Here is a 19,710-nt window from a genome sequence, read left to right on the forward strand (position 1 = left end):
CGCGGCAGCCACCGCAGACACGGGCAGGGCGCCGCGCCGGCGCGCCGGTGGCTTGCGGGGATTAGCCCGCACCGCCGGGCAGGGCTACGCTTACGGGCGATGACTGCTTTGCATGACTTGTCGGCTGTCGCCCAGCGCGACGCCGTGGCCCGCGGCGAACTGTCCGCCCGCGAACTGACGGAGCACTACCTCCAACGCATCGACGCCCTGAATCCAAGGCTCGGCGCCTTCATCACCGTCACGGCCGACCAGGCGCTCAAACAGGCACGCGCCGCGGACGACCATCAGGCACGCGGCGGGACCCTGGGCCGGCTGCACGGCCTGCCGGTGGCTTACAAGGACCTCACGGATGTGGCCGGTGTTCCGACCACGCACGGCAGCGCGGCTTTGGAGCACCGGCCGGCATTGGCCAACCACCCCTTGGTGGACGTACTCGAATCCGCCGGGAGCATCAGCCTGGGCAAGACCCAGGTCCCCGAATTCGGCCTGACCTCCTACAGCGAGAACCGTGTGGCGCCGCCGGCCCGCAACCCGCTGGACCCCGCGCTGAGTCCGGGCGGCTCCTCCGGCGGAAGCGCCGCTGCCGTGGCCGCCGGCATGCTGCCCTTCGCCCCCGGCTCCGACGGCGGCGGCTCGGTCCGGATCCCGGCGGCCGCCACCGGGCTGGTGGGGCTGAAACCCGGCCGCGGCCGGCTCCCGGCCGGCACCACCGGAGACGACGCCGGCCGGCTGGTGGTCGCCGGGCCCCTGGCCCGCACGGCGGCGGATGCCGGACTGCTGATGGACGCCATGGCGGACGAACCGCACGCCCGCGCGGCCTTCCCGGGGGAACCCGGCTTCCTGGCCGCCGCGCTACGCGCCGAAGGACGATTCCGGATCGGCGTCAGCACCGACTCTCCGTTCGAGTCCGCCTATCCGCTGTCGCTGGAGCCGGAGGCACGCGAGGCGTTGGACACGGCGGTGGAGCTGCTGCTGGGGCTGGGCCACGCGCTCGAGGAAGCGGAAATCCGCTATGACAACCGCTACCCGGAGGCGTTTGCCACGGTGTGGACCTCCGGACTGAACCGGCTGGAGCTGCCGGCCGGCCGCGAACCGCAGCTCATGCCGCTCACGCGTTCCTTCCGGCGCCGGGCCCTGAAGCGCGCCGACGCGTTGCCGGAAGCCTTGGCCGCGCTGGCGCGTTTCCAGGACGACACCCGGGCACAGTTCGGCCGGTACGACCTGGTTCTGACGCCGGCGCTGGCCCAGACCCCCCGGCCGGTGGGCTGGTACACCTCCAACAGCGCGGACGTCGACTACATGCGCCAGTGCCAATATTCGCCGTACACCTCGCTGGTCAACGTGTGCGGGCTGCCCGCCATAGCGGTTCCCGTCAGCACCACCGAGGAGGGCCTGTCCATGGGCGTCCAGCTGATCGGCAAGCCCGGCTCCGAGGCGGTGCTGCTGGCCGCCGCTGCGCAACTGGAGAGCGCCCGATGAATCCTTGAACCCCGGCCCGACCTGCGGATATGCATTAACACGCGGCGCCGTCCCGGGCGCAGAATATGACAATACATGTAGCGGACTGTCACAATAGAACACCGTGAGCAATACCGTGCAGTCCGGGAACCCGCAGCCGGAAACAACAAAACAGTCCACTCAAACCGGCAAAACCTTCTTCGGGCATCCACGGATGCTGGCGAATCTGTTCTCCGTAGAACTCTGGGAGCGTTTCTCCTTCTACGGCATGCAGGGCATCCTGCTCTACTACATGTACTACTCGGTCGCCGAGGGCGGCCTCGGGATCGACGAAGGAATTGCCACCGGCCTGGTGGGCGCCTACGGCGGCGGCGTGTACCTCTCCTCGATCCTTGGCGCATGGGTGGCCGACCGCATCCTGGGGTCCGAGAAGGTCCTCTTCTACACCGGCATCATGGTCATGCTGGGCCACATCGCGCTGGCCCTGATCCCGGGCGGCGTGGGGCTGGCCATCGGCCTGATCCTGGTGGCCATCGGCTCCGGCGGCCTCAAGGCCACCGCCAGCTCGCTGGTCGGCTCGCTCTACAGCCTGAAGGACGACCGCCGCGACGCCGGCTTCTCCATCTTCTACATGGGCGTGAACATCGGCGGCCTCTTCGGCCCGCTGCTCACCGGCCTGGCCCAGGTGGAGCTCGGTTTCCACTACGGCTTCGGCCTGGCCGCGCTGGGCATGGCCATCGGCCTCACCCAGTACGCCCTGACCCGCAAGAACCTGCCCGAGGCCGCGCACCATGTGGCCAACCCGCTGCCGCGCGGCAACTACGGCAAGGTCGCCGCCGCGGCCGTGGCCGCCGTCGTCGTCATGGTGCTGCTGGTGGCCTTCGGCTTGGTGACCGCCTCAAACCTGGCCCCGATCATGGCCTGGCTGGCGATCATCGCCGCCGTGGTGTACTTCGTGGTGATCCTCTCCAGCAAGCAGGTCGACGCCGTGGAGCGCAAGCGCGTCTACGCCTTCATCCCGCTGTTCATCGCCTCCGCCGCGTTCTGGGCGCTGTTCCAGCAGCAGTTCACCGTGGTGGCCCTGTACGCGGACAAGCAGCTGGACCGCACGCTGGGCGGCTGGGAAATGCCGGCCAGCTGGGTGCAGTCCATCAACCCGGTATTCATCATCATCTTCGCCGGCATCTTCGCTGCCCTGTGGACCAAGCTCGGCCCCAAGCAGCCCAGCTCGCCGCTGAAGTTCGCCCTGGGCCTGGTCGTGATGGGCCTGGCGTTCCTGGCGTTCATCCCGCTCACCGGCGGGGGCGCCAACTCCACCCCGCTGCTGGCCATGGTCGGCATCCTGTTCCTGTTCACCATGGCGGAACTGTTCCTCTCCCCGACCGGTTCCTCGGTCTCCACCAAGCTGGCGCCGAAGGCCTTCCAGACCCAGATGGTGGCGCTGTTCCTGCTCTCCATCTCGCTGGGCACCACGCTGGCGGGCATCCTGGCCGGCTACTACGACCCGGCCAATGAAGCCCCGTACTTCGGCTTCATCGGCGTGACGGCGATCATCCTCGGCGTCGGCCTGGCTGCGGCCGTGCCGTCGCTGAAGAAGATGATGGGCGGCATCCGCTAGGACCGGCCTCAACAACGACGGCGATGCCCGGGCGGGGATTCAATCCGGCCCGGGCATCGCCGTCGTTATGGGTGGTTGCGGACGGATCTACAGTCCGCTGAGAACGCCGATGAAGATCAGCAGGCACCAGATGCCGGTGACCGCGTAGCCCATGATCAGGCCGGCCAGCGCGAGGGTACGGCCGGCACGCTCCTTGCCCAGCGCGATGTGGCCGAACACGATGGCCAGGACCTGCGGGACCAGCATGAAGCCGAACGTCACCACGGAGACGATGCCCAGCACCAGCGCCGCGATGCTCAGGCCCTTCGGCTCGGCCTGCGGCGTGTAGTACATCGGCTGGTTGTAGTCCGGTCCGCCGTACGGCTGCTGGCCGGTGTACGGCTGCGCGCCGGGGCCGGGCTGGTACGAGTACGGGTTCGCCGCTTCGGGCAGCGACGGCGGCTGGGGCAAGGCCTGGCCTGCGTTGGGATCCGTGTACCAACCCGGGTGCTTCGGGTCGTTGAAGGGCGGCCTGTTCTCCGTGCCGGACATAATGTTGATTCCCCCTGCGATTGATTCGCTGCTGCGCAGCTGCGGTGCTGCTTCCAGTCTAGGCGCGCGGGAAGATCGGGGCCCATCGGGTCGGATCCGTCACGCAACCGCCACGGATCCGTGGTTTTTTGGCATGCTGGAGGCATGGCAAACCGTGCGGGCACAGTGGCCCTTCCCAGCGACCTTGTTGACCTGACCGCCTTGCGCGACGCGTACTTCGACGTCAAGCCCGATCCGGCCGACCCGTCCCAGCGCGTGGTTTTCGGTACCTCCGGGCACCGCGGCTCCAGCCTGAAGGCGTCCTTCAACGAGGACCACATTGCCGCCATCACGCAGGCGATCGTGGAGTATCGCGCGGGGCAGGGCATCGCCGGACCGCTGTTCGTCGGCAAGGACACGCATTCCCTCTCGGACCCGGCCCAGGACACCGCCCTCGAGGTACTGGCCGGAAACGGCGTCTCGGCGCTGGTCGATTCCCGCACCGGGTGGACCCCGACGCCGGCGGTCAGCCACGCGATCCTCACCCACAACGCAGCCCATCCGGATGCCCAGGCCGACGGGATCGTGATCACCCCCTCGCACAACCCGCCCGGCGACGGCGGCTTCAAGTACAACCCGCCGCACGGCGGCCCCGCGGACTCGGATGCCACCGGGTGGATTGCCGCCCGCGCCAACAAACTGCTGGAGGCCGGCCTGCGCGGGGTCAAGCGGATGACAGTGGGGCAAGCCCGGTTCTCAGGGGCCATCGGGACGTACGACTTCCTGGGCGCGTATGTGGACGACCTGCCGCGGGTACTGGACCTGGACGCCATCCGTTCCGCCGGCGTGCGGATTGGCGCCGACCCGATGGGCGGGGCCTCGGTGGACTACTGGGCCGCCATCGCCGAGCGGCACCGGCTGGACCTGACCGTGGTCAACCCGGCGGTGGACCCGCAATGGGCGTTCATGACCCTGGACTGGGACGAGAAAATCCGGATGGATTGCTCGTCGCCGTCGGCGATGGCCTCGCTGATCAACGCCGTGCGCGGCGGCGGCGCCGACTTCGACATTGCCACCGGCAACGACGCCGATGCAGACCGCCATGGAATTGTCACCCCTGATGCCGGGCTGATGAACCCCAACCACTACCTTGCCGTGGCCATCGACTACCTCTACAGGCACCGGCCGGACTGGCCGGCCGGTGCGTCCGTGGGCAAGACGCTGGTGTCCTCCTCGATGATCGACCGGGTGGCGGCCGGCCTGGGCCGGCAGCTGGTGGAAGTTCCCGTGGGCTTCAAGTGGTTCGTGCCCGGACTGCTCTCCGGCGAAGGCGTTTTCGGCGGCGAGGAGTCGGCCGGTGCCTCCTTCGTGCGGTTCGACGGCAAGCCGTGGTCCACGGACAAGGACGGCATCCTGCTGGCGCTGCTGGCCTCCGAAATCATGGCCGTGACCGGAAACTCGCCTTCCGAACTCTATGCAGGGCTGACCGAGAAGTTCGGGGCGCCGTCGTACGCCCGGATCGACGCAGCGGCGACCCGGGAGCAGAAAGCAGCGCTGGCGAAACTCTCCGCCGCCGACGTGACCGCCACGCAACTGGCCGGCGAGGCGATTACCGCCAAGCTGACCGAAGCGCCGGGCAACGGCGCACCGATCGGCGGGCTCAAGGTCACCACCGACAACGCGTGGTTCGCGGCCCGGCCATCGGGCACGGAAGACGTCTACAAGATCTACGCCGAATCCTTCCGCGGCCAAGACCATCTGGTGCAGGTGCAGGCGGAGGCCAAGGCGATCGTGGACGCCGTCATCGCCTGACATCGTGCCAGGGGCGGCCCCCGGCCGCGCGTGCGAACGGTCGGCACGACCCGGCACCGGTGTTCCGGCGGTAGGATGTCCCCCGGACATTTTTCCGCTGACTCCCCCACGAAGAGGCCCACCATGAGCACGCCTGCAAAGTCTTCCCCGTTCCGTTGGACCGTGCATGGCGACGGCAAGAACATTTCACCGGGCACGGTTGTAGGACCTCAGGAGCGGCTCACCTGGCCGCGCACCATGGGCATCGGGGCCCAGCACGTGGTCGCCATGTTCGGCGCCACTTTCCTGGTCCCGCTGCTGACCGGATTCCCGCCGTCCACTACGCTGCTGTTCTCCGGCGTGGGCACCATCCTGTTCCTGATCATCACGGCGGGCAGGGTGCCCAGTTACCTGGGCTCCAGCTTCGCGTTCATCGCACCGATCGGCGCCGCCATGAACCAGCACGGAATGGGCGGAGCGCTCGGCGGCCTCATCATGGCCGGTGCCCTGCTCTTCCTGATCGGCGTTGTGGTGCACAAAGCCGGCACGCGCTGGATCAACGTGGTGATGCCGCCGGTGGTCACCGGAGCCATCGTGGCGCTGATCGGGCTCAACCTGGCACCGGCCGCCAAGCAGAACTTCGAGAAAGGGCCCGTGACGGCGCTGGTCACCGTCGCCGCGATCCTGCTCGTCACGGTGTTGTTCCGCGGGCTGCTGGGCCGGTTGTCCATCCTGATTGGCGTGCTGGTCGGCTACGTGGTGGCCATCCTCCGGGGCGAGGTGGATTTTTCCGCGATTAATGACGCGGCCTGGATCGGTCTGCCCGAATTCCACGCGCCCGAATTCCACATCTCCTTGATCGGGCTGTTCCTCCCCGTGGTGTTGGTCCTGGTCGCAGAGAACATCGGCCACGTGAAGTCCGTGTCCGCGATGACCGGGCAGGATCTTGACCCCGTGACCGGCCGCGCACTGATGGCAGACGGCCTGGCCACCGTGCTGGCCGGCAGCGGCGGCGGCTCCGGCACCACCACCTACGCCGAGAACATCGGCGTGATGGCCGCCTCCAAGGTCTACTCCACCGCCGCATACTGGGTGGCTGGCATTGTCGCCGTCCTGTTGAGCTTGCTCCCGAAGTTTGGAGCCGCCATCGCCACCGTTCCGGTGGGCGTCCTGGGCGGTGCCGGCGTCGTCCTCTACGGCATGATCGGCATCCTCGGGGTGCGGATCTGGGTCCAGAACCGCGTGAACTTCGCCAACCCCATCAACCTCTCCGTGGCCGGGGTTGCCCTGGTGATCGGCATCGCCAACTTCACATGGACGGTAGGCGAGCTGCAGTTCGAAGGCATCGCGCTGGGGTCGGCAGCGGCACTGCTCATTTTCCACGGCATGAGTGCGGTGGCCCGCTGGCGCCACACCGAGCCCGTGGATTCCGTGGAAGACCAGGGCGTCAGGCCGTCCAAGCTCGGCTGATCAACCCGCACGGCAGCCACCTGTGTGCGCGCCCGGGGCCAGGACCGCCGCGCCCTAGACCGTGAGGGACCGTGGGGCTAGCGTTGCAGGCATCGCTCCCGCGGCGTCCGGTCCGGGGGATGTCACGAGGAGGAAAGCATGGCCAACCACGTCTACAACGTCACGGAAATTGTGGGTACGTCGCCCGACGGGATAGATGCCGCGGTGACCAACGCCATCGCCGAAGCCTCCAAGACGCTGCGCAACCTCGACTGGTTCGAAGTGAAGTCCGTGCGTGGCCACCTCAACGAAGGCAAGGTCGCCGACTGGCAGGTGACCATCAAGCTCGGTTTCCGCCACGAAAGCTGACCACCGAGTGCGGGCTGCCGCCAGGCGTCCGGCGGACAAGCGGGCGAGACATGAATCCGGCGGGGCACGGTGGACAGGCCCGCCCGTCGCCGCGGGGCTGCCCTCCCCCATTGTGCCGGGGTGGATGCGGTGGTGTGCTTGACCCATGAGCCAGCAACGTGATGAAGACAAATTGCCCGACGACGAGCATCTGCGCGACGACATCGGCGTCCCGGAGACGGAGAACGACTCTGCCGCGAAGTTCGACGGTGAGCACTACACCTCCAGCCTGCTCAATGCAGGGCAGCAGGTACCCGGCCTGAGCCCGGACGGCGAATACCGCCAAAGCGAGGACCCGGAGTACGAGAACGAACCCGGACAGGACGGATTCGTTCCCCCCTCCGCCCCGACCGAATAGCATGGCCGCGGCAGCGCCACCGCCGCATCCATCGTCGCGCGGCCAACCGGCCAGCCGTGCGCCGGCTTGGGCTGGCCGCCGTCCTGGTGGTGGCCGGCTAACGGCCCCGGTGGCCGTCAGGCGCCGTCGCCACTGCTGCCGCGCCGGGCAGCGCCCGCGGCGCGGTAGGCGAGGACCGTGGCCGCTATGGCCAGCCCGACGGCGATGATCCCGCACGGGTTGCACAGCGCGGTGGACATCCCCAGGGCGGACGGGCCGGCCAGCAGCGACATGATGGACGCGCCCTCTCCGGCGCCCCCGCCGAAGTCCGGGACGGTGAAACCGAAGGCGAGCGCCAGCAGCCAGGCCAGCGCCGGCACCACGGCGGCCCGCACCGGGAGCAGCACGCCCCGGCGCGCGGTCTCGATCAGCTTCACGCCGGTCAGCAACAGCAGGACCAGCAGCACTGGGCCCAGGCTGATGCCCAGCCAGAGCACCATGTGGCCGCCGATGCCAAACAGCACCCGTCCGGCCACCACCCAAAGCGGCACCAGCACCGCCATCGGAAGAGCGAGCCACAGGACGAGGGTGCGGAGAAGGCCTTGGCGGACGGCCGAGGGCGGCGGGACGACGGTACTGCTCATGCCCTCATGATAGGCGGGGTCCTCGGGCTCAAGCCCCTTCGAGCGCCTGCTGCGTGGCCAACGTGACATAGCGCGCGGCCTGGGCCATCGCCTGTTCCTGGCTGCCTGCCGCCTCGACCACGCTGGCGGCCGCGTGCACGCCGTGTTCGGCCAACTGGTCCGGCGCCAGATCGATCTGCCCGGCAACGACGACGGCAGGGATGCCCCGTGCCCGGGCACGCCCGGCGACGCCGAGCGGCGCTTTTCCGAATTCAGACTGCCGATCCAGCGTCCCCTCGCCGGTCAGCACCAGGTCTGCATCCGCCAAGGCAGCCTCAAGCCCCACCAGATCGGCGACGACGTCGAAACCCCGCTCCAGCCGCACACCGGCCAGCGCCATGAAACCGGACGGGAAGCCGCCTGCCGCACCGGCGCCCGCCACGTTGACGTCGCGGCCGGTTGCCTGCAGCAGCAGCTGGGCCCACCGCTGCAGCGCTTCGTCGAGCAACCGCCGCGAGACCGCGTCGGCGCCCTTCTGTTCACCGAAAGCGTGCGCCGCCCCGTCGGGGCCGTACAGCGGATTCGATACGTCGGCTGCTACCCGGATCACGGTCTCCGCCAAACGCGGGTCCAGGCCGGAGGTGTCCAGGTGGTCAGCGGTCGCCAAGGCGGCGCCGCCGAGCAGGACTTCGGCGCCGCCGCCGGTGAGGATCTTCAGGCCGAGTGCGCGGAGGGCGCCGGACCCACCGTCGGTCATGGCGGAGCCGCCAACCCCCAACACAATCTCGGTGGCGCCGGCATTCAGCGCCGCTTCTATCAGCTGGCCGCACCCGTAGGAATGGGCCGTGAGCGCCGACTGCACGCTGGGCTCGGTAAGAAGCAAGCCGGACGCCCGCGCGGTTTCGATGACGGCAGTCTTGCCGTCCGGCCGCTCCAGCAGGGCCCAGGATGCGGTGACCTCACGCTCCAGCGGACCAACTACGCGCTCGGTGTGCTCGGTGGCACCGGCGGCGAGGGCCGCTTCCAAGGTGCCCTCTCCGCCGTCGGCCACCGGGAGCAGCTGCACGTGGGCGTCCGGGTAGACCCGCAGCACGCCTTCGGCCATTGCCGCAGCCGCCTCGGCAGCCGACAAGGTTCCCTTGAACTTGTCCGGTGCAATCAAGACCTTCATGCAGACTCCCTCTGCGGCCAACTGCCGCGTTCGGCCATCACCTCGGCCAGAATATCCGCGCGGTCAGAGACTATTCCATCAACTCCCAGTGCGAGCAACCGTTCCATCTCCGCGCGATCATTGATGGTCCACACGTGCACCTGCAGTCCGGCGCGATGGCAGCGCCGCACGAACCCGGGCGTGACCACTGCAAACGGACCGTACTTCACCGGCACCTGCACCGCGTGCACACGGACCAGCCGGGCCAGCCAGCCGGCCAACCCCAGATACCCCAGCAGGTATATTGCCAACGTTGCATATACGCCGCCGGAGCCGGCGACGGGGCGGCTTAGCCCACGCAGCACGCGGAAGCGGCGCCGGTCGGAAAAGGATGCCACCAGCACCCGGTCGTGCGCGTCGTAGGTTTCGATCAACCGGGCCAATTCGTCGGCGGCCGCCATGTCTTTCACATCCACGTTGAGGTTCACGTCCGGCCAGGCGGCCAGCAATTCCTCGAACGTGGGGATCGGCTCGCCGGAAATCCGCACCTGCGCCAGCTGGCCGGCCGTGTGCGCCGCCAGCTCCCCGCGGCCGTCGGTCGTACGCTCCAGCGTCGGGTCGTGGAAGGCCACCAGCACGCCATCGCGGGTGGACCGGACGTCGGTCTCCAGGTAGGCGTAGCCGAGACCGACTGCCGCGCGGAACGCCGCCATCGAGTTCTCCCGCCCGTCCAAGGAAAATCCCCGGTGGGACATGGCCAGGGGCCGGTCCTGCCCGGAACCGGGAAACGTAGGATTGAGGTACGGGCTGGCACTGCTCACAGTCGGTACTCTACCGGCCCCGCCACGACCGCCGATGAGGAGGAACCGATGCGTCTTGCCTTGGTGCAGGCTGCCGGGCTGCACGGCGTTGGGGCGCGGGTGCGATGCCGGCGGTGGCTGGAACAGGCCGCCGGGCTGGGCGCGCAGCTGCTGGTGCTTCCCGCGGGGTTCCGCCCGGATTTACGCCGCGAGCTGGGCAGTCTCGCGGCGCGGCATCGAGTCGCAGTGGCGGCCGGCGCCCTTGGCGAGGGCAACAGCGCCGAACTCTGGCTGTTCGACGCGACCGGCGGCCTCCAAGCCTGCACCAACGCTGCCGCGGTCGTGCCGCTGGACGGGCTGCTCATCGGCCTGGCCAGGGAGGACGAGGCCGCCGCCATCGCCCCGGGCGCCGGCGGCAGGTCCCGCCGAGCGGTCTCCGACGACGGCGCACAACTGCTCTTAGTGCCCGGCGGCAGTAGCGGGCGGGACTGCTGGTTCCGTGCACTGGCCCGCCGGGGGGCATCCGCACCGGCGGTGGCCTGGAGCGGCCCCGGCGGCAGCTTCATCGCAGCGCCGGACACGGGAGTTGCGGCCGAGGCCGGCCAGTATGAAGAACTGATCGTTGCGGACGTGGATCCGCCCCGGCGGGACCGGAGCGTGGGCCCCAGCTGGTTTGCCCGCCGGTATCTGGCCGAGCGTCCGCAAACCCGGCGCCGAGCGGCGCCTGCCGGAGCGGAGCGAGGCTCCTGACCCGCGACCCAGACAGCGGTCAGGCCCCTTGCGGTGCCTGCCGCCGGCCCGCCAGCCGCTCCTCGATCACCTGGGCGACGCCGTCCTCGGCGAACGCCGGGGCGCGGAACGGAGCTGCTTCCAGGGCGGTGCGGTGGCCCGAGGCCATGGCGTAGCCGGCCCCTGCCCACCGCAGCATCTCGATGTCGTTCGGCATGTCGCCGAAGGCCACCACGTCCTGCGGACCAATGCCCAGGGAACCGGCGTACTCGGCCAGGGTCACCGCCTTGTTGAGTCCCGGCCGCGCCATTTCCAGCAGCGGGTTGCCGGGGGCGGAATGCGTCACCGCAGCCAGATGCCCCACCGCCGGGGCCACCTCGGCCAAGAAGTCGTCGGGGTCGATGTCCGTGCCGCGGGCCAGCAGCTTCACGACCGCGTCGGTGCCGCGCAAGCTTTCCGGCAGCAGTTCCGGCGAAGTGCCCTCCAGAAGTTCCACCGAGCCGGGCTGCAGGAAGTTCGGTTCCAGCAGGAAACCCTCGGTGGTTTCCGCCGCGAACGTCACCGCCGGATGCAGGCCGAGGATGATCCGGCGCACCTCGAGGATATTCGCGTAGGGCAGCGTCTGCGCCGAGAGCACGCGCTCGGACACCAGGTCGTAGACCACGGCGCCATTGGAGCAGATCACCCGGCCACGGTGGCCGATCTGTTCGGCCAGCGGAGTCAGCCAGCGCGGAGGCCTACCGGTCACGAACACGATCTCAACTCCCGCGGCCGCGGCGCTGCGGAACGCCCGGACGGTGCGGGGGCTGATTTTGCCGTCCCGGCCGATGATGGTCCCGTCGAGGTCGCTGGCGATAAGGCGCATTGCACCAGTCTAGGAGTCTGGCCGGCGGCGGAGGCGGCGCTAGCCCAACTCGTCGCGGCGGGGCGGATTCGCCCCTGCCCGGGATACCGTGACGGCTGCCGCCCGGGCAGCGTGCGCCATCACGTCTTCGAGGGTGGAGGATGCCATGTCCCGCAGCTTCTCGCGCCGGGCGGAGCCGGAGAACCCTGCGTTCAGCAGCGCATCGAGCAGCCCCGACATGTACGCGTCGCCGGCGCCCACGCTGTCAACGACCACGGCCGCGCGTGCCGCGACCTCGGCCGTCCCGGCGCGGACCACTCCCCAGCTGCCCTTCGCCCCGTGCGTGACCACCACTGCGGCCGGCCCCTGCTTCAACCACGCGCGGGCCGTGTCCTCGACGGCGCGGTCCGGGTACAGCCACCGAAGGTCTTCATCGGAGGCTTTGACCACGTCGGCCAGCACCACGAACTTCTCGGCCTGCCGCCGGGCGAAGTCCCGGTCGGTGATCAGCGTGGGCCGACAGTTCGGGTCGTAGCTGACCAGGGCCCGGGGATGGGCCCGCTGGACGGTCCTGAACACCGTGTGGGCGCCCGGCTCCAGCATGGTGGCGACGGAGCCGGTGTGCAGCCAGACCGTCTCGTCGAGCAGCCGGGGCCGGGTCTTGTCGAGATCCGGCAGTTCCCAGAGCAGGTCGAAAGAGTAATGGGCCGCACCGGTGGGGTCCAGGGTGGCGGTGGCGGTGCTGGTCGGCGACCCATCCGGATCCAGCGGCACCAGCACGGAGTTGCGGCGCAGATGGCCGTGTACCAGGTCCCCGAACTGGTCCTTGCCGTACCGGCCGACGAACTGGACCGGGTGGCCCAGCCGGGCCAGGCCCACCGCCACGTTCATCGGGCTGCCGCCGACGTGCATGCGCGGCGGCCTCGTGTCGGAGCGGACTACGTCCACCAGCGCTTCGCCTATGACCGTGAGCACAGTGCCAACGTAGCAGAGCGCCGACGGTTGCGGCACGGCTCAGCCCAGCCGGGCCAGCACCCCGCGGATGCGTGCAAACGCAGCAGAAGCAGGATCAATGAGCGCATAGTGGTCCCCGGGAACGGGCACCAGTTCGGCCGTCCCGCCGGCGGAGCGGGCGGCGGCGACATAGTTCTCGGACAGCTCCCTCGGCACGTCGGCGTCCTGGTCAGCGTGGAAGGCGTAGACGGGGACCGGCAGCGGCACGTTCCGCATGGGATCGGCGAGCCGGTAGGGATCCGCCCCATCTGCGTCCGCGCCCTCCGGCCGCCCGAGCAGGTTTTCGACCGCGCCGTCGCTCACGCGCAGCTCGTGGGCGCGCGCCACATCCAGGACCCCGGACTGGCTGAGCACCGCGTCGAACTCCACCCGCGGAGGCGCGCCGGGCACCCGCAGGCCGGAGGCCTCCGACGGCAACCGGCCCCGTCCGGCGGCCCACACCGCCAGTTGGCCGCCGGCCGAATGGCCCAGCCCCACCACGCGCTCGAGCGCGAATCCCGACTCTTGCGCCGCATCGGCGAGCCGGTCGATGCCGGAGGCGACGTCGTCGAACGTCTCCGGCCAGCCGCCGCCGTTGCCTACGCGCCGGTATTCGACATTCCAACAGACCCAGCCGCGGCCGGCGAGGTCCCGGGCCAGCGGGCGTCCGAGCTCGGCACCATAGGCGGCGCGCCAGTACCCGCCGTGGATGATGACGACGACGGCGGCGTGCCGGCGCCGGGCGGGCAGGTACAGTTCCGCATACTGGCTGGGATCCGGGCCGTAGCTGTGCCGGGTACACTCCATCCCTGCACTTTAGCCCGCTGCTAAGGCGCCCCGTTGGAGACGCTGTCTTCCACCTCGTCCGAGCCTTCCGCGTTGCCTTCACCGGGCATCCCCGCCACGGTGGTCCCGCGGTGGTTCAGCTTCCACGGCGCCGGCACCAGGCGCCCGCCGGCGGAGGCGCGCCCCTCCAGCCGGTCGATCAGCAGGTCCACTACGGTGCCCACCAGCGGCTCGGGACCCACCGAGCTCAGCGGCGGGTCGGAGTGGTGTCCCAGATCCGAAGTGTCGACGCCGATGATCTCCATCTCCTCCGGGATCCGGAGTCCAGCCGCGGTAGCGGAACCGGAGACGCACAGGGCCTCCAGGTCCGCCGTCGTGAAGAACGCGGTGGGCGGATCGGCCAACTTCAGCAGCGCGCCGGTCTCCTCGTAGGATTCACGCCAGGACCCATGCGTTGCCCGTATCAGGTTCTCGTCCAGCTCCGCACCGAGGTCGGCCATCGCCTGCCGGAACAATCCCAGCCGGGTACCCCGGGGGCCCGGAGCGGGCCCGCCCCGGTGCAACACAGCGATGCGGCGGTGCCTGGCGGCAAGATACGCTGCCGCCTCGGCGATGCCGACCTCTGCGTCCACTGACAGCACGTCGAAGCCGTCAGGCTGCAGGAACTGCGACACGACCACCTGCGCCACGCCCCGGTCGGCGAGATCGCGCAGGGTGTGGTCTTCCTCGGGCGTTTCCGTGCTGAAACCCAAGATGGCCCCGTCCGCGCCGCCGGAAAGCATGAAGTTCCGCCACGCCTCCTGGCCCAGCAGGACCACCACCCGGTACCCGTGCTCCGGCAGCACGCGGTTTGCAACCTCCGCCAGCTGCCGGTCCCAGGCCGAATCCAGGTTTTCCACCACGACGGCCACGGTGTCCGTCCGCCCGCGGCGCATGCCCCGGGCGGCGTGGTTGGGCACATACCCCAGCGACTTGGCCGCCTCGATCACCCGGGCTTTGGTCGGTTCGCTGATCCTCGTTGAACCCCCGTGCCGGCCGGACAAGACGTATGAGACGGTTGCCAGCGAGACTCCGGCCCGCTCGGCAACGTCGCGAATAGTCGGCTTAAATGAACTCCCCATGATGCGGTTCTGCCTTCTTCCCCAAGAAACATCCCCCGAAACTTCCCCCCAGAAGTTCCCCTTGGTAAAGACTAACGATTCATCGGCAGAATGATAGGGGTAGGGTAAAAATTTTTGAGCGGCAGCTCCGCGCGTCAGGCCTCAAGTTGCGGGATTTCGACCACGACATCCGACGGCTTCTTGTCCGGCCGGAAGCCCCGCCAGACCGGGTGGCGAAGCTTTCCGGATCCGGTGCGTTCGCTGAACTGGACCTCGCCGACGAGCGCGGGCCGCACCCAGTGCGCGTCGGAGGCGTCGGCCGACGGCACGCCCTCCAGCGGCGGGGTCTTGCGTGACATCTTCTTCAGCCGGGAACCGATCTCGGCCAGTTCGCGCTCCGTCAGGCCGGAACCGACGCGGCCGAGGTAGCTCAGCTCCACGCCGTCGGGCACGGCCACCAGCAGCGAGCCGACCTTGCGGGCGCGCGAGCCTTTGCCCGGCCGCCAGCCCACAATGACCACTTCCTGCGTCAGCTGGTTCTTGATCTTGATCCAACTCCTCGTCCGTAGGCCCGGCGCGTAGTTGCTGTCCGTGCGTTTGGCGATGATGCCTTCCAGGCCGACCTCCCGGCTGGCTGCGACCGCTTCCGCCACGCTGGCGTCCAGCTCCGGCGGCACCTGGATGTGTCCGTCGTCCGGCGTTTCCACCGCTTCCTTGAGGATTTCCCGCCGTTGGGTGTATTCCAGCCCAAGTGTCGATGTTCCGTCCAGTTCCAGCAAATCGAAGAGGAAGTACTCCACCGGATATTTCGCGGCCGCGCGCTCGATGTCTGCTTTCCTGGTGAGGTTCATGCGGTTCTGCAGGCGGCCGAAATCCGGCCGCCCTTTGGCATCGAGGGCGACGATCTCGCCGTCCAGCACCGCGGTTTGGGCCAGGACATGGTCGGGCAGGTCCGCCAGTTCCGGGTAGGTCTTGGTCAGGTCGTTGCCGTTGCGGCTGACAAGTTGCACGTCCCCGTCGGCAACGACGGCGACGGCCCGGATTCCGTCCCACTTCATTTCGTAGGCCCAGCCCTCGTCCTCGTCGATGGAGGCCTCGGTGCCCTGGACGGCCAGCATCGGTTTCACCGGTTGCGGCGGCCCGGCGTCCCGGCCCGCGGTGCCGGCGTCCACCGGCTGCACCGTGGTGCCGGCGGCCCGCTTGGACTGGCGCCCGGACCCGCCGTCCTGTGCTGTCCCGGCGGCAGGACGCGGCTGGTCCTTCATCAGGTGCATCAGCCAATTGTCCTTGCCGTCCCCGCCGCCGGTGCGGATCAAGGCGTACCGACGCGGACCGGAGGGTCCGCCGTCGTTCGCCAGGCCGCCGTCGGCGCGCCCGTGCAGCACGATGATGACTTCCTTGCCCTCGCGCCACTTCTCCACGTCGTAGGTGCCGCTGTCCCAGATGGTCATCTCCCCGGCGCCGTATTCGCCCTTGGGGATGGTGCCCTCGAAGGTGGCGTATTCCATGGGGTGGTCCTCGGTGTGCACGGCCAGGTGGTTCTTGCCGGTCGAGACCGGCGGTCCCTTGGGCACGGCCCAGGAGACCATCACCCCGTCGTGCTCCAGCCGGACGTCGTAGTGCAGTCGGCGTGCGTGGTGTTCCTGGATGACGAAAACCGGTTCATCGTCCGACTCCCGCGGCTCGATCGCCGCGGGCACCGGTTCGGGCGTCCGGTCCGGGTCGCGCATGGAACGGTACACGCTGAGCCGGTCCGACTCCGGCTCCGCGGCTTCCTGCAACGACTGCTCGTCCGCGGTGCCTCCCGCCATGCCGGCCAGCGGGTCGCCTATCTCCTTGACGCGCTCCAGCACCTCGCGGAAATCAAGGTGCGCCAGGTTGGGGTCTTCCAGCTCGGCCCAGGTTCGAGGTACCGCCACGGTCGGGTGCGGGCGGCCGCGCAGCGAGTACGGGGCAATCGTGGTCTTGGCCCAGTTGTTCTGGCTCCAGTCGACCAGCACCTTGCCCGTGCGCAGCGCCTTCTTCATGTCGCTGACCACGAGGTCCGGGCGGTCGGCCTCCAGCAGGCGGGCCAGCTCGTGCGCCACCTGGCTAACGTCCTCCGAGGTCTGCTTGCCGTCCAGCCCGGCGTAAAGGTGGATGCCCTTGGAACCGGAGGTTACCGGCCGCGGGTCGAGCCCCATCCCCTCCAGGATGTCTTTGATCAAAAAGGCCACTTCGACGCACTCCGCCAGCCCGGCCCCTTCCCCCGGGTCCAGATCCAGCACCATCCGGTCCGGATTGTTGATCTTGCCGCGCGGGCCGAACTTCCACTGCGGAACGTGGATTTCCAAGGCCGCAATCTGCGCCAGCCAGGTCAGGGTGGCCCGGTCATTCGCCAGCGGGTACACATTGGTGTTGCTCTTGTGCTCGATGGTGTGCCGCATGACCCAATCCGGCGCGGACTTGTCCAGGTTCTTCTGGAAAAACACCTCGCCCGGTTCCTGCGCCGTGCCGACGCCGTGGACCCAGCGTTTGCGCGTGACCGGCCGGTCCGCCGCATGCGGAACGAGGTATTCGGCGATCTCGGAATAGTAGGCGATAACGTCCGCCTTGGTGGTCCCGGTTTCCGGGTACAGCACCTTGTCCAAATTCGTCAGCCTGAGCCGGTGTCCGTCAACGGCTACGGTCTCCTTCTGGCTGGATTTCTGGCTGGCCATACCGCCAGTCTGTCCGCCGGGTGGCCGCTTGGCTAGGGCCCCGCCTCTGGCTTTGTACCGCCCGCGGGTGTTCACTAGTGGGATGAGAGCCATCTGGAAAGGCGCGGTGGCGTTCGGGCTGGTCAACGTTCCCGTCAAGCTCTACAGCGCCACCGAAGACCACGACGTGAGCCTGCACCAGGTCCATGACAAGGATGGCGGGCGCATCCGCTACCAGCGCCGGTGCGAGGTGTGCGGCAAGACCATCGACTACCAGAACATCGACAAAGCCTACGACGACGGTGAGCACACCGTGGTGATCACCGACGAGGATTTCAAGTCCCTGCCGGTCGAAAAGAGCCGCGAGATCGAAGTGGTCGAGTTCGTCCCGAGCGACCAGATCGATCCGATCATGTTCGACCGCAGCTACTATCTGGAGCCGGATTCGAAGTCCACCAAGGCCTACGTCCTGCTCCGGCGGACCCTGGAAGAAACGGACCGGACGGCCATCGTGCAGTTCGCGCTGCGGCAGAAGACCCGGCTGGCGGCACTGCGTGTCCGCGGCAAGGTGCTGATGCTGCAGACCCTGCTGTGGGAGGACGAGGTGCGGGAGGCCAGTTTCCCGTCGCTGGAAGAAACGGTGCGGATCTCTGCGAAAGAGAAGGAGATGTCCGCCGCCCTGGTGGAGTCGTTCTCCTCCGACTTCACGCCCGGCGACTACACCGACGAGTACCAGGAACAGCTGCGGACCCTGATCGAGGCGAAGCTGGAGCAGGGCGAGGCGCTGGACACGGAAAAGACCTTCGGCACGGACGAAGAGGAAGAAGGCGGCAAGGTCCTGGACCTGATGGAGGCACTGCGCCGCAGCGTCGAGAAGAACCGGGAGGCCAAGTCTTCGGCCGGCTCCTCGTCCAAGAAGAAGTCCGGCTCCAAGTCCGAGGCGTCGAAGGGCGCCTGACGCGCCATCAGTGCGGCACGACGTCGGGGCGCGGCCGCTCCCCCGGCGTTCCGTGCGGCTACTGACGGTAGTTTTCCACTTCCCCGACCGGCCGGGTCTCTGCTTCGCCCGGGTCCTCGCCCGCCTTGCGCTTGGCCCGGCGCTGGCGCAGCAAATCCCAGCACTGGTCCAATTGCTCCTCCAGGCGGCGCAGCTCGGCGGCGCGGGCTGCGGCCTTGTCCGGCTCCTCCGGCGCGGAGTCGCGCAGTTGTTGTTCCTTCTCGACCAACGCGCTGATGTACTGCTGGATGTCCTGGTCCATGGCACGTCCCTCCTGGCGGTAGTCACCTCAGGCTACTTCGCACGCTACCCGCGGGCTAGGGCTGCCGTCTCCTCAATGAATTGTGTTCTGTGGTTGACTTCCTGCAGGGCAAACCCGGTGACCAGTTACGTGGAGGAACAGAAGACTCATGGCATATGGCGAGCTCGACACCTCGTCCGGGATACCCCTGTATCGGCAGATTCGGGAAATCCTGCGCCGGGAAATAGCCGAGGGGATCGCGGATCCCCGGAAGCCCATGACCGAGGCGCAGCTGCTCAGCCGATTCGAGGTCAGCCGGGCGCCCATCCGGCAGGCACTCCAGGAGCTTGCCAGCGAGGGGTACATCTACAGGAAACAAGGCAAGGGGACGTTCCCGGTCGTCGGCACCAGGGTCCAGCGGCCGGCCGACGTGCGGTCGGGGGCCCTGTACCAATACCTCTCCGAGAGCGGGCTGCATCCGACGGGGAAAGTCGCCGGCATCGAGCGGGTGGAACCGCCGGGCCGGATTCGGGACCTCCTGGGGCTCGAAGCGCACGAACGGCTCCTGCATTTCACGCGCCTGATCTCGGTCGAGGGCGAGCCTCTCGTCGAAGCCGACGTCTATATTCGGGCGCCTGAGGACTTCAGCCCCACGGCCGCGGAACTGGAAGACGAAGGCTCCGCCTTCGAACTTCTCAAGAAAAGGTTCGGCATCGCGCACGTGCGCGCCGAGCACGAAGCCTGGGCAACTGCGGCCACTGCCGAACAGGCGGCGACCTTCGGGGTGGGCCTGGGGAGCCCGTTGCTCGTCATCGAGACCATCTTCTTCACCACGGGTGACCTGCCCGCCGGATGGCGCTCCGCAGTGCATCAGGCAGAAAAATTTAAGTACCGGTTCAGCACCAGCCAGTAGCGGCGGCCGTGCGGGAAATCCACCCGCTTCCCGCCCCCAACCAGGGATGTTTTCAAGGTTGTTTGCCTTGACTTTGGCATGACATCGTGTAAACCTAGTTGACAGGTAATCAAGGTCACAAAAGCGTGAGGCCGCGGCCCTTAGCGGACGTCAGGCCTCTCGATGGACTGCCTCCTTCGTTTACTACCGCCTGCACCGGTTTCGGCGAGGAATGAATCCAGAGGTCGCGGTGCATGATCCTTCCCCGCGTGACGTCGGCCATGGCGTGGCGTCAGACGAAAGGTT

General features: G+C 68.5%; 19 protein-coding genes. 9 read left to right on the forward strand and 10 right to left on the reverse strand.

Going from position 1 to position 19,710, the window contains the following annotated elements:
* Nucleotides 1-99 precede the first annotated feature (99 nt).
* A complete protein-coding gene (locus AC5RVS_RS02475; protein ID WP_494106970.1) occupies nucleotides 100-1,479 on the forward strand; it encodes an amidase in 1,380 nt (459 codons plus the stop codon).
* Nucleotides 1,480-1,582: 103 nt separating this feature from the next.
* A complete protein-coding gene (locus AC5RVS_RS02480) occupies nucleotides 1,583-3,076 on the forward strand; it encodes a peptide MFS transporter (RefSeq protein ID WP_493988449.1) in 1,494 nt (497 codons plus the stop codon).
* 87 nt (nucleotides 3,077-3,163) lie between these two features.
* Here AC5RVS_RS02480 and AC5RVS_RS02485 read toward each other — a convergent pair whose 3' ends face one another.
* Nucleotides 3,164-3,607, reverse strand: a complete 444-nt coding sequence (locus tag AC5RVS_RS02485; protein ID WP_494106971.1) for a DUF4190 domain-containing protein — start codon at nucleotides 3,605-3,607, stop codon at nucleotides 3,164-3,166.
* A 144-nt stretch (nucleotides 3,608-3,751) separates the two neighbouring features.
* On the opposite strand from AC5RVS_RS02485, the gene pgm reads away from it, so the two are divergent.
* From pgm to AC5RVS_RS02505, 4 genes are all read left to right on the forward strand, one after another.
* A complete protein-coding gene (gene pgm / locus AC5RVS_RS02490; protein WP_494106972.1) occupies nucleotides 3,752-5,398 on the forward strand; it encodes a phosphoglucomutase (alpha-D-glucose-1,6-bisphosphate-dependent) in 1,647 nt (548 codons plus the stop codon).
* A 123-nt stretch (nucleotides 5,399-5,521) separates the two neighbouring features.
* Entirely contained in the window at nucleotides 5,522-6,847 is a 1,326-nt protein-coding gene (locus AC5RVS_RS02495; RefSeq protein WP_494106973.1) for a uracil-xanthine permease family protein, read from the forward strand.
* Between the two features lie 138 nt (nucleotides 6,848-6,985).
* Nucleotides 6,986-7,195: a dodecin gene (locus tag AC5RVS_RS02500; RefSeq protein WP_493988445.1), complete on the forward strand. Its 210-nt coding sequence runs from the start codon at nucleotides 6,986-6,988 to the stop codon at nucleotides 7,193-7,195.
* Between the two features lie 145 nt (nucleotides 7,196-7,340).
* Nucleotides 7,341-7,592 carry a hypothetical protein gene (locus AC5RVS_RS02505; RefSeq protein WP_494106974.1) on the forward strand — a complete coding sequence of 84 codons (252 nt, stop codon included), beginning with the start codon at nucleotides 7,341-7,343 and terminating at the stop codon, nucleotides 7,590-7,592.
* Between the two features lie 116 nt (nucleotides 7,593-7,708).
* On the opposite strand, the gene AC5RVS_RS02510 is transcribed toward AC5RVS_RS02505, so the two are convergent.
* Genes AC5RVS_RS02510 through AC5RVS_RS02520 form a run of 3 tightly spaced genes read right to left on the reverse strand, consistent with a single transcriptional unit; the run spans nucleotide 7,709 to nucleotide 10,165 of the window.
* Entirely contained in the window at nucleotides 7,709-8,215 is a 507-nt protein-coding gene (locus AC5RVS_RS02510) for a hypothetical protein (protein ID WP_494106975.1), read from the reverse strand.
* Nucleotides 8,216-8,243: 28 nt separating this feature from the next.
* Nucleotides 8,244-9,365 (reverse strand): glycerate kinase, encoded by a 1,122-nt coding sequence (locus AC5RVS_RS02515; protein WP_494106976.1) that lies wholly within the window; start codon nucleotides 9,363-9,365, stop codon nucleotides 8,244-8,246.
* Nucleotides 9,362-10,165, reverse strand: coding sequence for a glycerophosphodiester phosphodiesterase family protein (locus AC5RVS_RS02520; RefSeq protein ID WP_494106977.1), 804 nt, complete (start codon nucleotides 10,163-10,165; stop codon nucleotides 9,362-9,364). Before AC5RVS_RS02520 ends, AC5RVS_RS02515 begins: the two co-directional genes overlap by 4 nt.
* 48 nt (nucleotides 10,166-10,213) lie before the next feature.
* Here AC5RVS_RS02520 and AC5RVS_RS02525 point away from each other — a divergent pair, with 48 nt between their 5' ends.
* Nucleotides 10,214-10,894, forward strand: coding sequence for a hypothetical protein (locus tag AC5RVS_RS02525; RefSeq protein WP_494106978.1), 681 nt, complete (start codon nucleotides 10,214-10,216; stop codon nucleotides 10,892-10,894).
* Between the two features lie 19 nt (nucleotides 10,895-10,913).
* Here AC5RVS_RS02525 and AC5RVS_RS02530 read toward each other — a convergent pair whose 3' ends face one another.
* The 5 genes from AC5RVS_RS02530 to AC5RVS_RS02550 all read right to left on the reverse strand — a co-directional run bounded on the left by AC5RVS_RS02530 (nucleotide 10,914) and on the right by AC5RVS_RS02550 (nucleotide 17,295).
* A complete protein-coding gene (locus tag AC5RVS_RS02530) occupies nucleotides 10,914-11,738 on the reverse strand; it encodes an HAD family hydrolase (protein ID WP_493988439.1) in 825 nt (274 codons plus the stop codon).
* Nucleotides 11,739-11,777: 39 nt separating this feature from the next.
* Nucleotides 11,778-12,692 (reverse strand): carbohydrate kinase family protein, encoded by a 915-nt coding sequence (locus AC5RVS_RS02535; protein ID WP_494106979.1) that lies wholly within the window; start codon nucleotides 12,690-12,692, stop codon nucleotides 11,778-11,780.
* Nucleotides 12,693-12,731: 39 nt separating this feature from the next.
* Nucleotides 12,732-13,517: an alpha/beta hydrolase gene (locus tag AC5RVS_RS02540; RefSeq protein ID WP_494106980.1), complete on the reverse strand. Its 786-nt coding sequence runs from the start codon at nucleotides 13,515-13,517 to the stop codon at nucleotides 12,732-12,734.
* Nucleotides 13,518-13,537: 20 nt separating this feature from the next.
* A complete protein-coding gene (locus AC5RVS_RS02545) occupies nucleotides 13,538-14,617 on the reverse strand; it encodes a LacI family DNA-binding transcriptional regulator (protein WP_493988436.1) in 1,080 nt (359 codons plus the stop codon).
* A gap of 134 nt (nucleotides 14,618-14,751) precedes the next feature.
* Entirely contained in the window at nucleotides 14,752-17,295 is a 2,544-nt protein-coding gene (locus AC5RVS_RS02550; RefSeq protein ID WP_494106981.1) for an ATP-dependent DNA ligase, read from the reverse strand.
* Between the two features lie 82 nt (nucleotides 17,296-17,377).
* Between AC5RVS_RS02550 and ku the strand changes: the two genes are divergently transcribed.
* A complete protein-coding gene (gene ku / locus AC5RVS_RS02555; RefSeq protein ID WP_494106982.1) occupies nucleotides 17,378-18,232 on the forward strand; it encodes a non-homologous end joining protein Ku in 855 nt (284 codons plus the stop codon).
* Between the two features lie 58 nt (nucleotides 18,233-18,290).
* On the opposite strand, the gene AC5RVS_RS02560 is transcribed toward ku, so the two are convergent.
* Nucleotides 18,291-18,533: a DUF2630 family protein gene (locus AC5RVS_RS02560; RefSeq protein WP_493988433.1), complete on the reverse strand. Its 243-nt coding sequence runs from the start codon at nucleotides 18,531-18,533 to the stop codon at nucleotides 18,291-18,293.
* Between the two features lie 148 nt (nucleotides 18,534-18,681).
* On the opposite strand from AC5RVS_RS02560, the gene AC5RVS_RS02565 reads away from it, so the two are divergent.
* Entirely contained in the window at nucleotides 18,682-19,425 is a 744-nt protein-coding gene (locus AC5RVS_RS02565; protein WP_494106983.1) for a GntR family transcriptional regulator, read from the forward strand.
* The last annotated feature ends 285 nt before the right edge of the window (nucleotides 19,426-19,710 follow it).

The organism is Arthrobacter sp. Y3221048, assembly GCF_059092685.1.

Coding starts and splice junctions, on each gene's coding strand:
- AC5RVS_RS02485 (WP_494106971.1), bottom strand. CDS start 3,607: ATGTCCGGCACGGAGAACAGGCCGCCCTTCAACGACCCGAAGCACCCG.
- AC5RVS_RS02500 (WP_493988445.1), top strand. CDS start 6,986: ATGGCCAACCACGTCTACAACGTCACGGAAATTGTGGGTACGTCGCCC.
- AC5RVS_RS02515 (WP_494106976.1), bottom strand. CDS start 9,365: ATGAAGGTCTTGATTGCACCGGACAAGTTCAAGGGAACCTTGTCGGCT.
- AC5RVS_RS02510 (WP_494106975.1), bottom strand. CDS start 8,215: ATGAGCAGTACCGTCGTCCCGCCGCCCTCGGCCGTCCGCCAAGGCCTT.
- AC5RVS_RS02560 (WP_493988433.1), bottom strand. CDS start 18,533: ATGGACCAGGACATCCAGCAGTACATCAGCGCGTTGGTCGAGAAGGAA.
- AC5RVS_RS02495 (WP_494106973.1), top strand. CDS start 5,522: ATGAGCACGCCTGCAAAGTCTTCCCCGTTCCGTTGGACCGTGCATGGC.
- AC5RVS_RS02525 (WP_494106978.1), top strand. CDS start 10,214: ATGCGTCTTGCCTTGGTGCAGGCTGCCGGGCTGCACGGCGTTGGGGCG.
- AC5RVS_RS02545 (WP_493988436.1), bottom strand. CDS start 14,617: ATGGGGAGTTCATTTAAGCCGACTATTCGCGACGTTGCCGAGCGGGCC.
- AC5RVS_RS02530 (WP_493988439.1), bottom strand. CDS start 11,738: ATGCGCCTTATCGCCAGCGACCTCGACGGGACCATCATCGGCCGGGAC.
- AC5RVS_RS02540 (WP_494106980.1), bottom strand. CDS start 13,517: ATGGAGTGTACCCGGCACAGCTACGGCCCGGATCCCAGCCAGTATGCG.
- ku (WP_494106982.1), top strand. CDS start 17,378: ATGAGAGCCATCTGGAAAGGCGCGGTGGCGTTCGGGCTGGTCAACGTT.
- AC5RVS_RS02505 (WP_494106974.1), top strand. CDS start 7,341: ATGAGCCAGCAACGTGATGAAGACAAATTGCCCGACGACGAGCATCTG.
- pgm (WP_494106972.1), top strand. CDS start 3,752: ATGGCAAACCGTGCGGGCACAGTGGCCCTTCCCAGCGACCTTGTTGAC.
- AC5RVS_RS02550 (WP_494106981.1), bottom strand. CDS start 17,295: ATGGCCAGCCAGAAATCCAGCCAGAAGGAGACCGTAGCCGTTGACGGA.
- AC5RVS_RS02565 (WP_494106983.1), top strand. CDS start 18,682: ATGGCATATGGCGAGCTCGACACCTCGTCCGGGATACCCCTGTATCGG.
- AC5RVS_RS02475 (WP_494106970.1), top strand. CDS start 100: ATGACTGCTTTGCATGACTTGTCGGCTGTCGCCCAGCGCGACGCCGTG.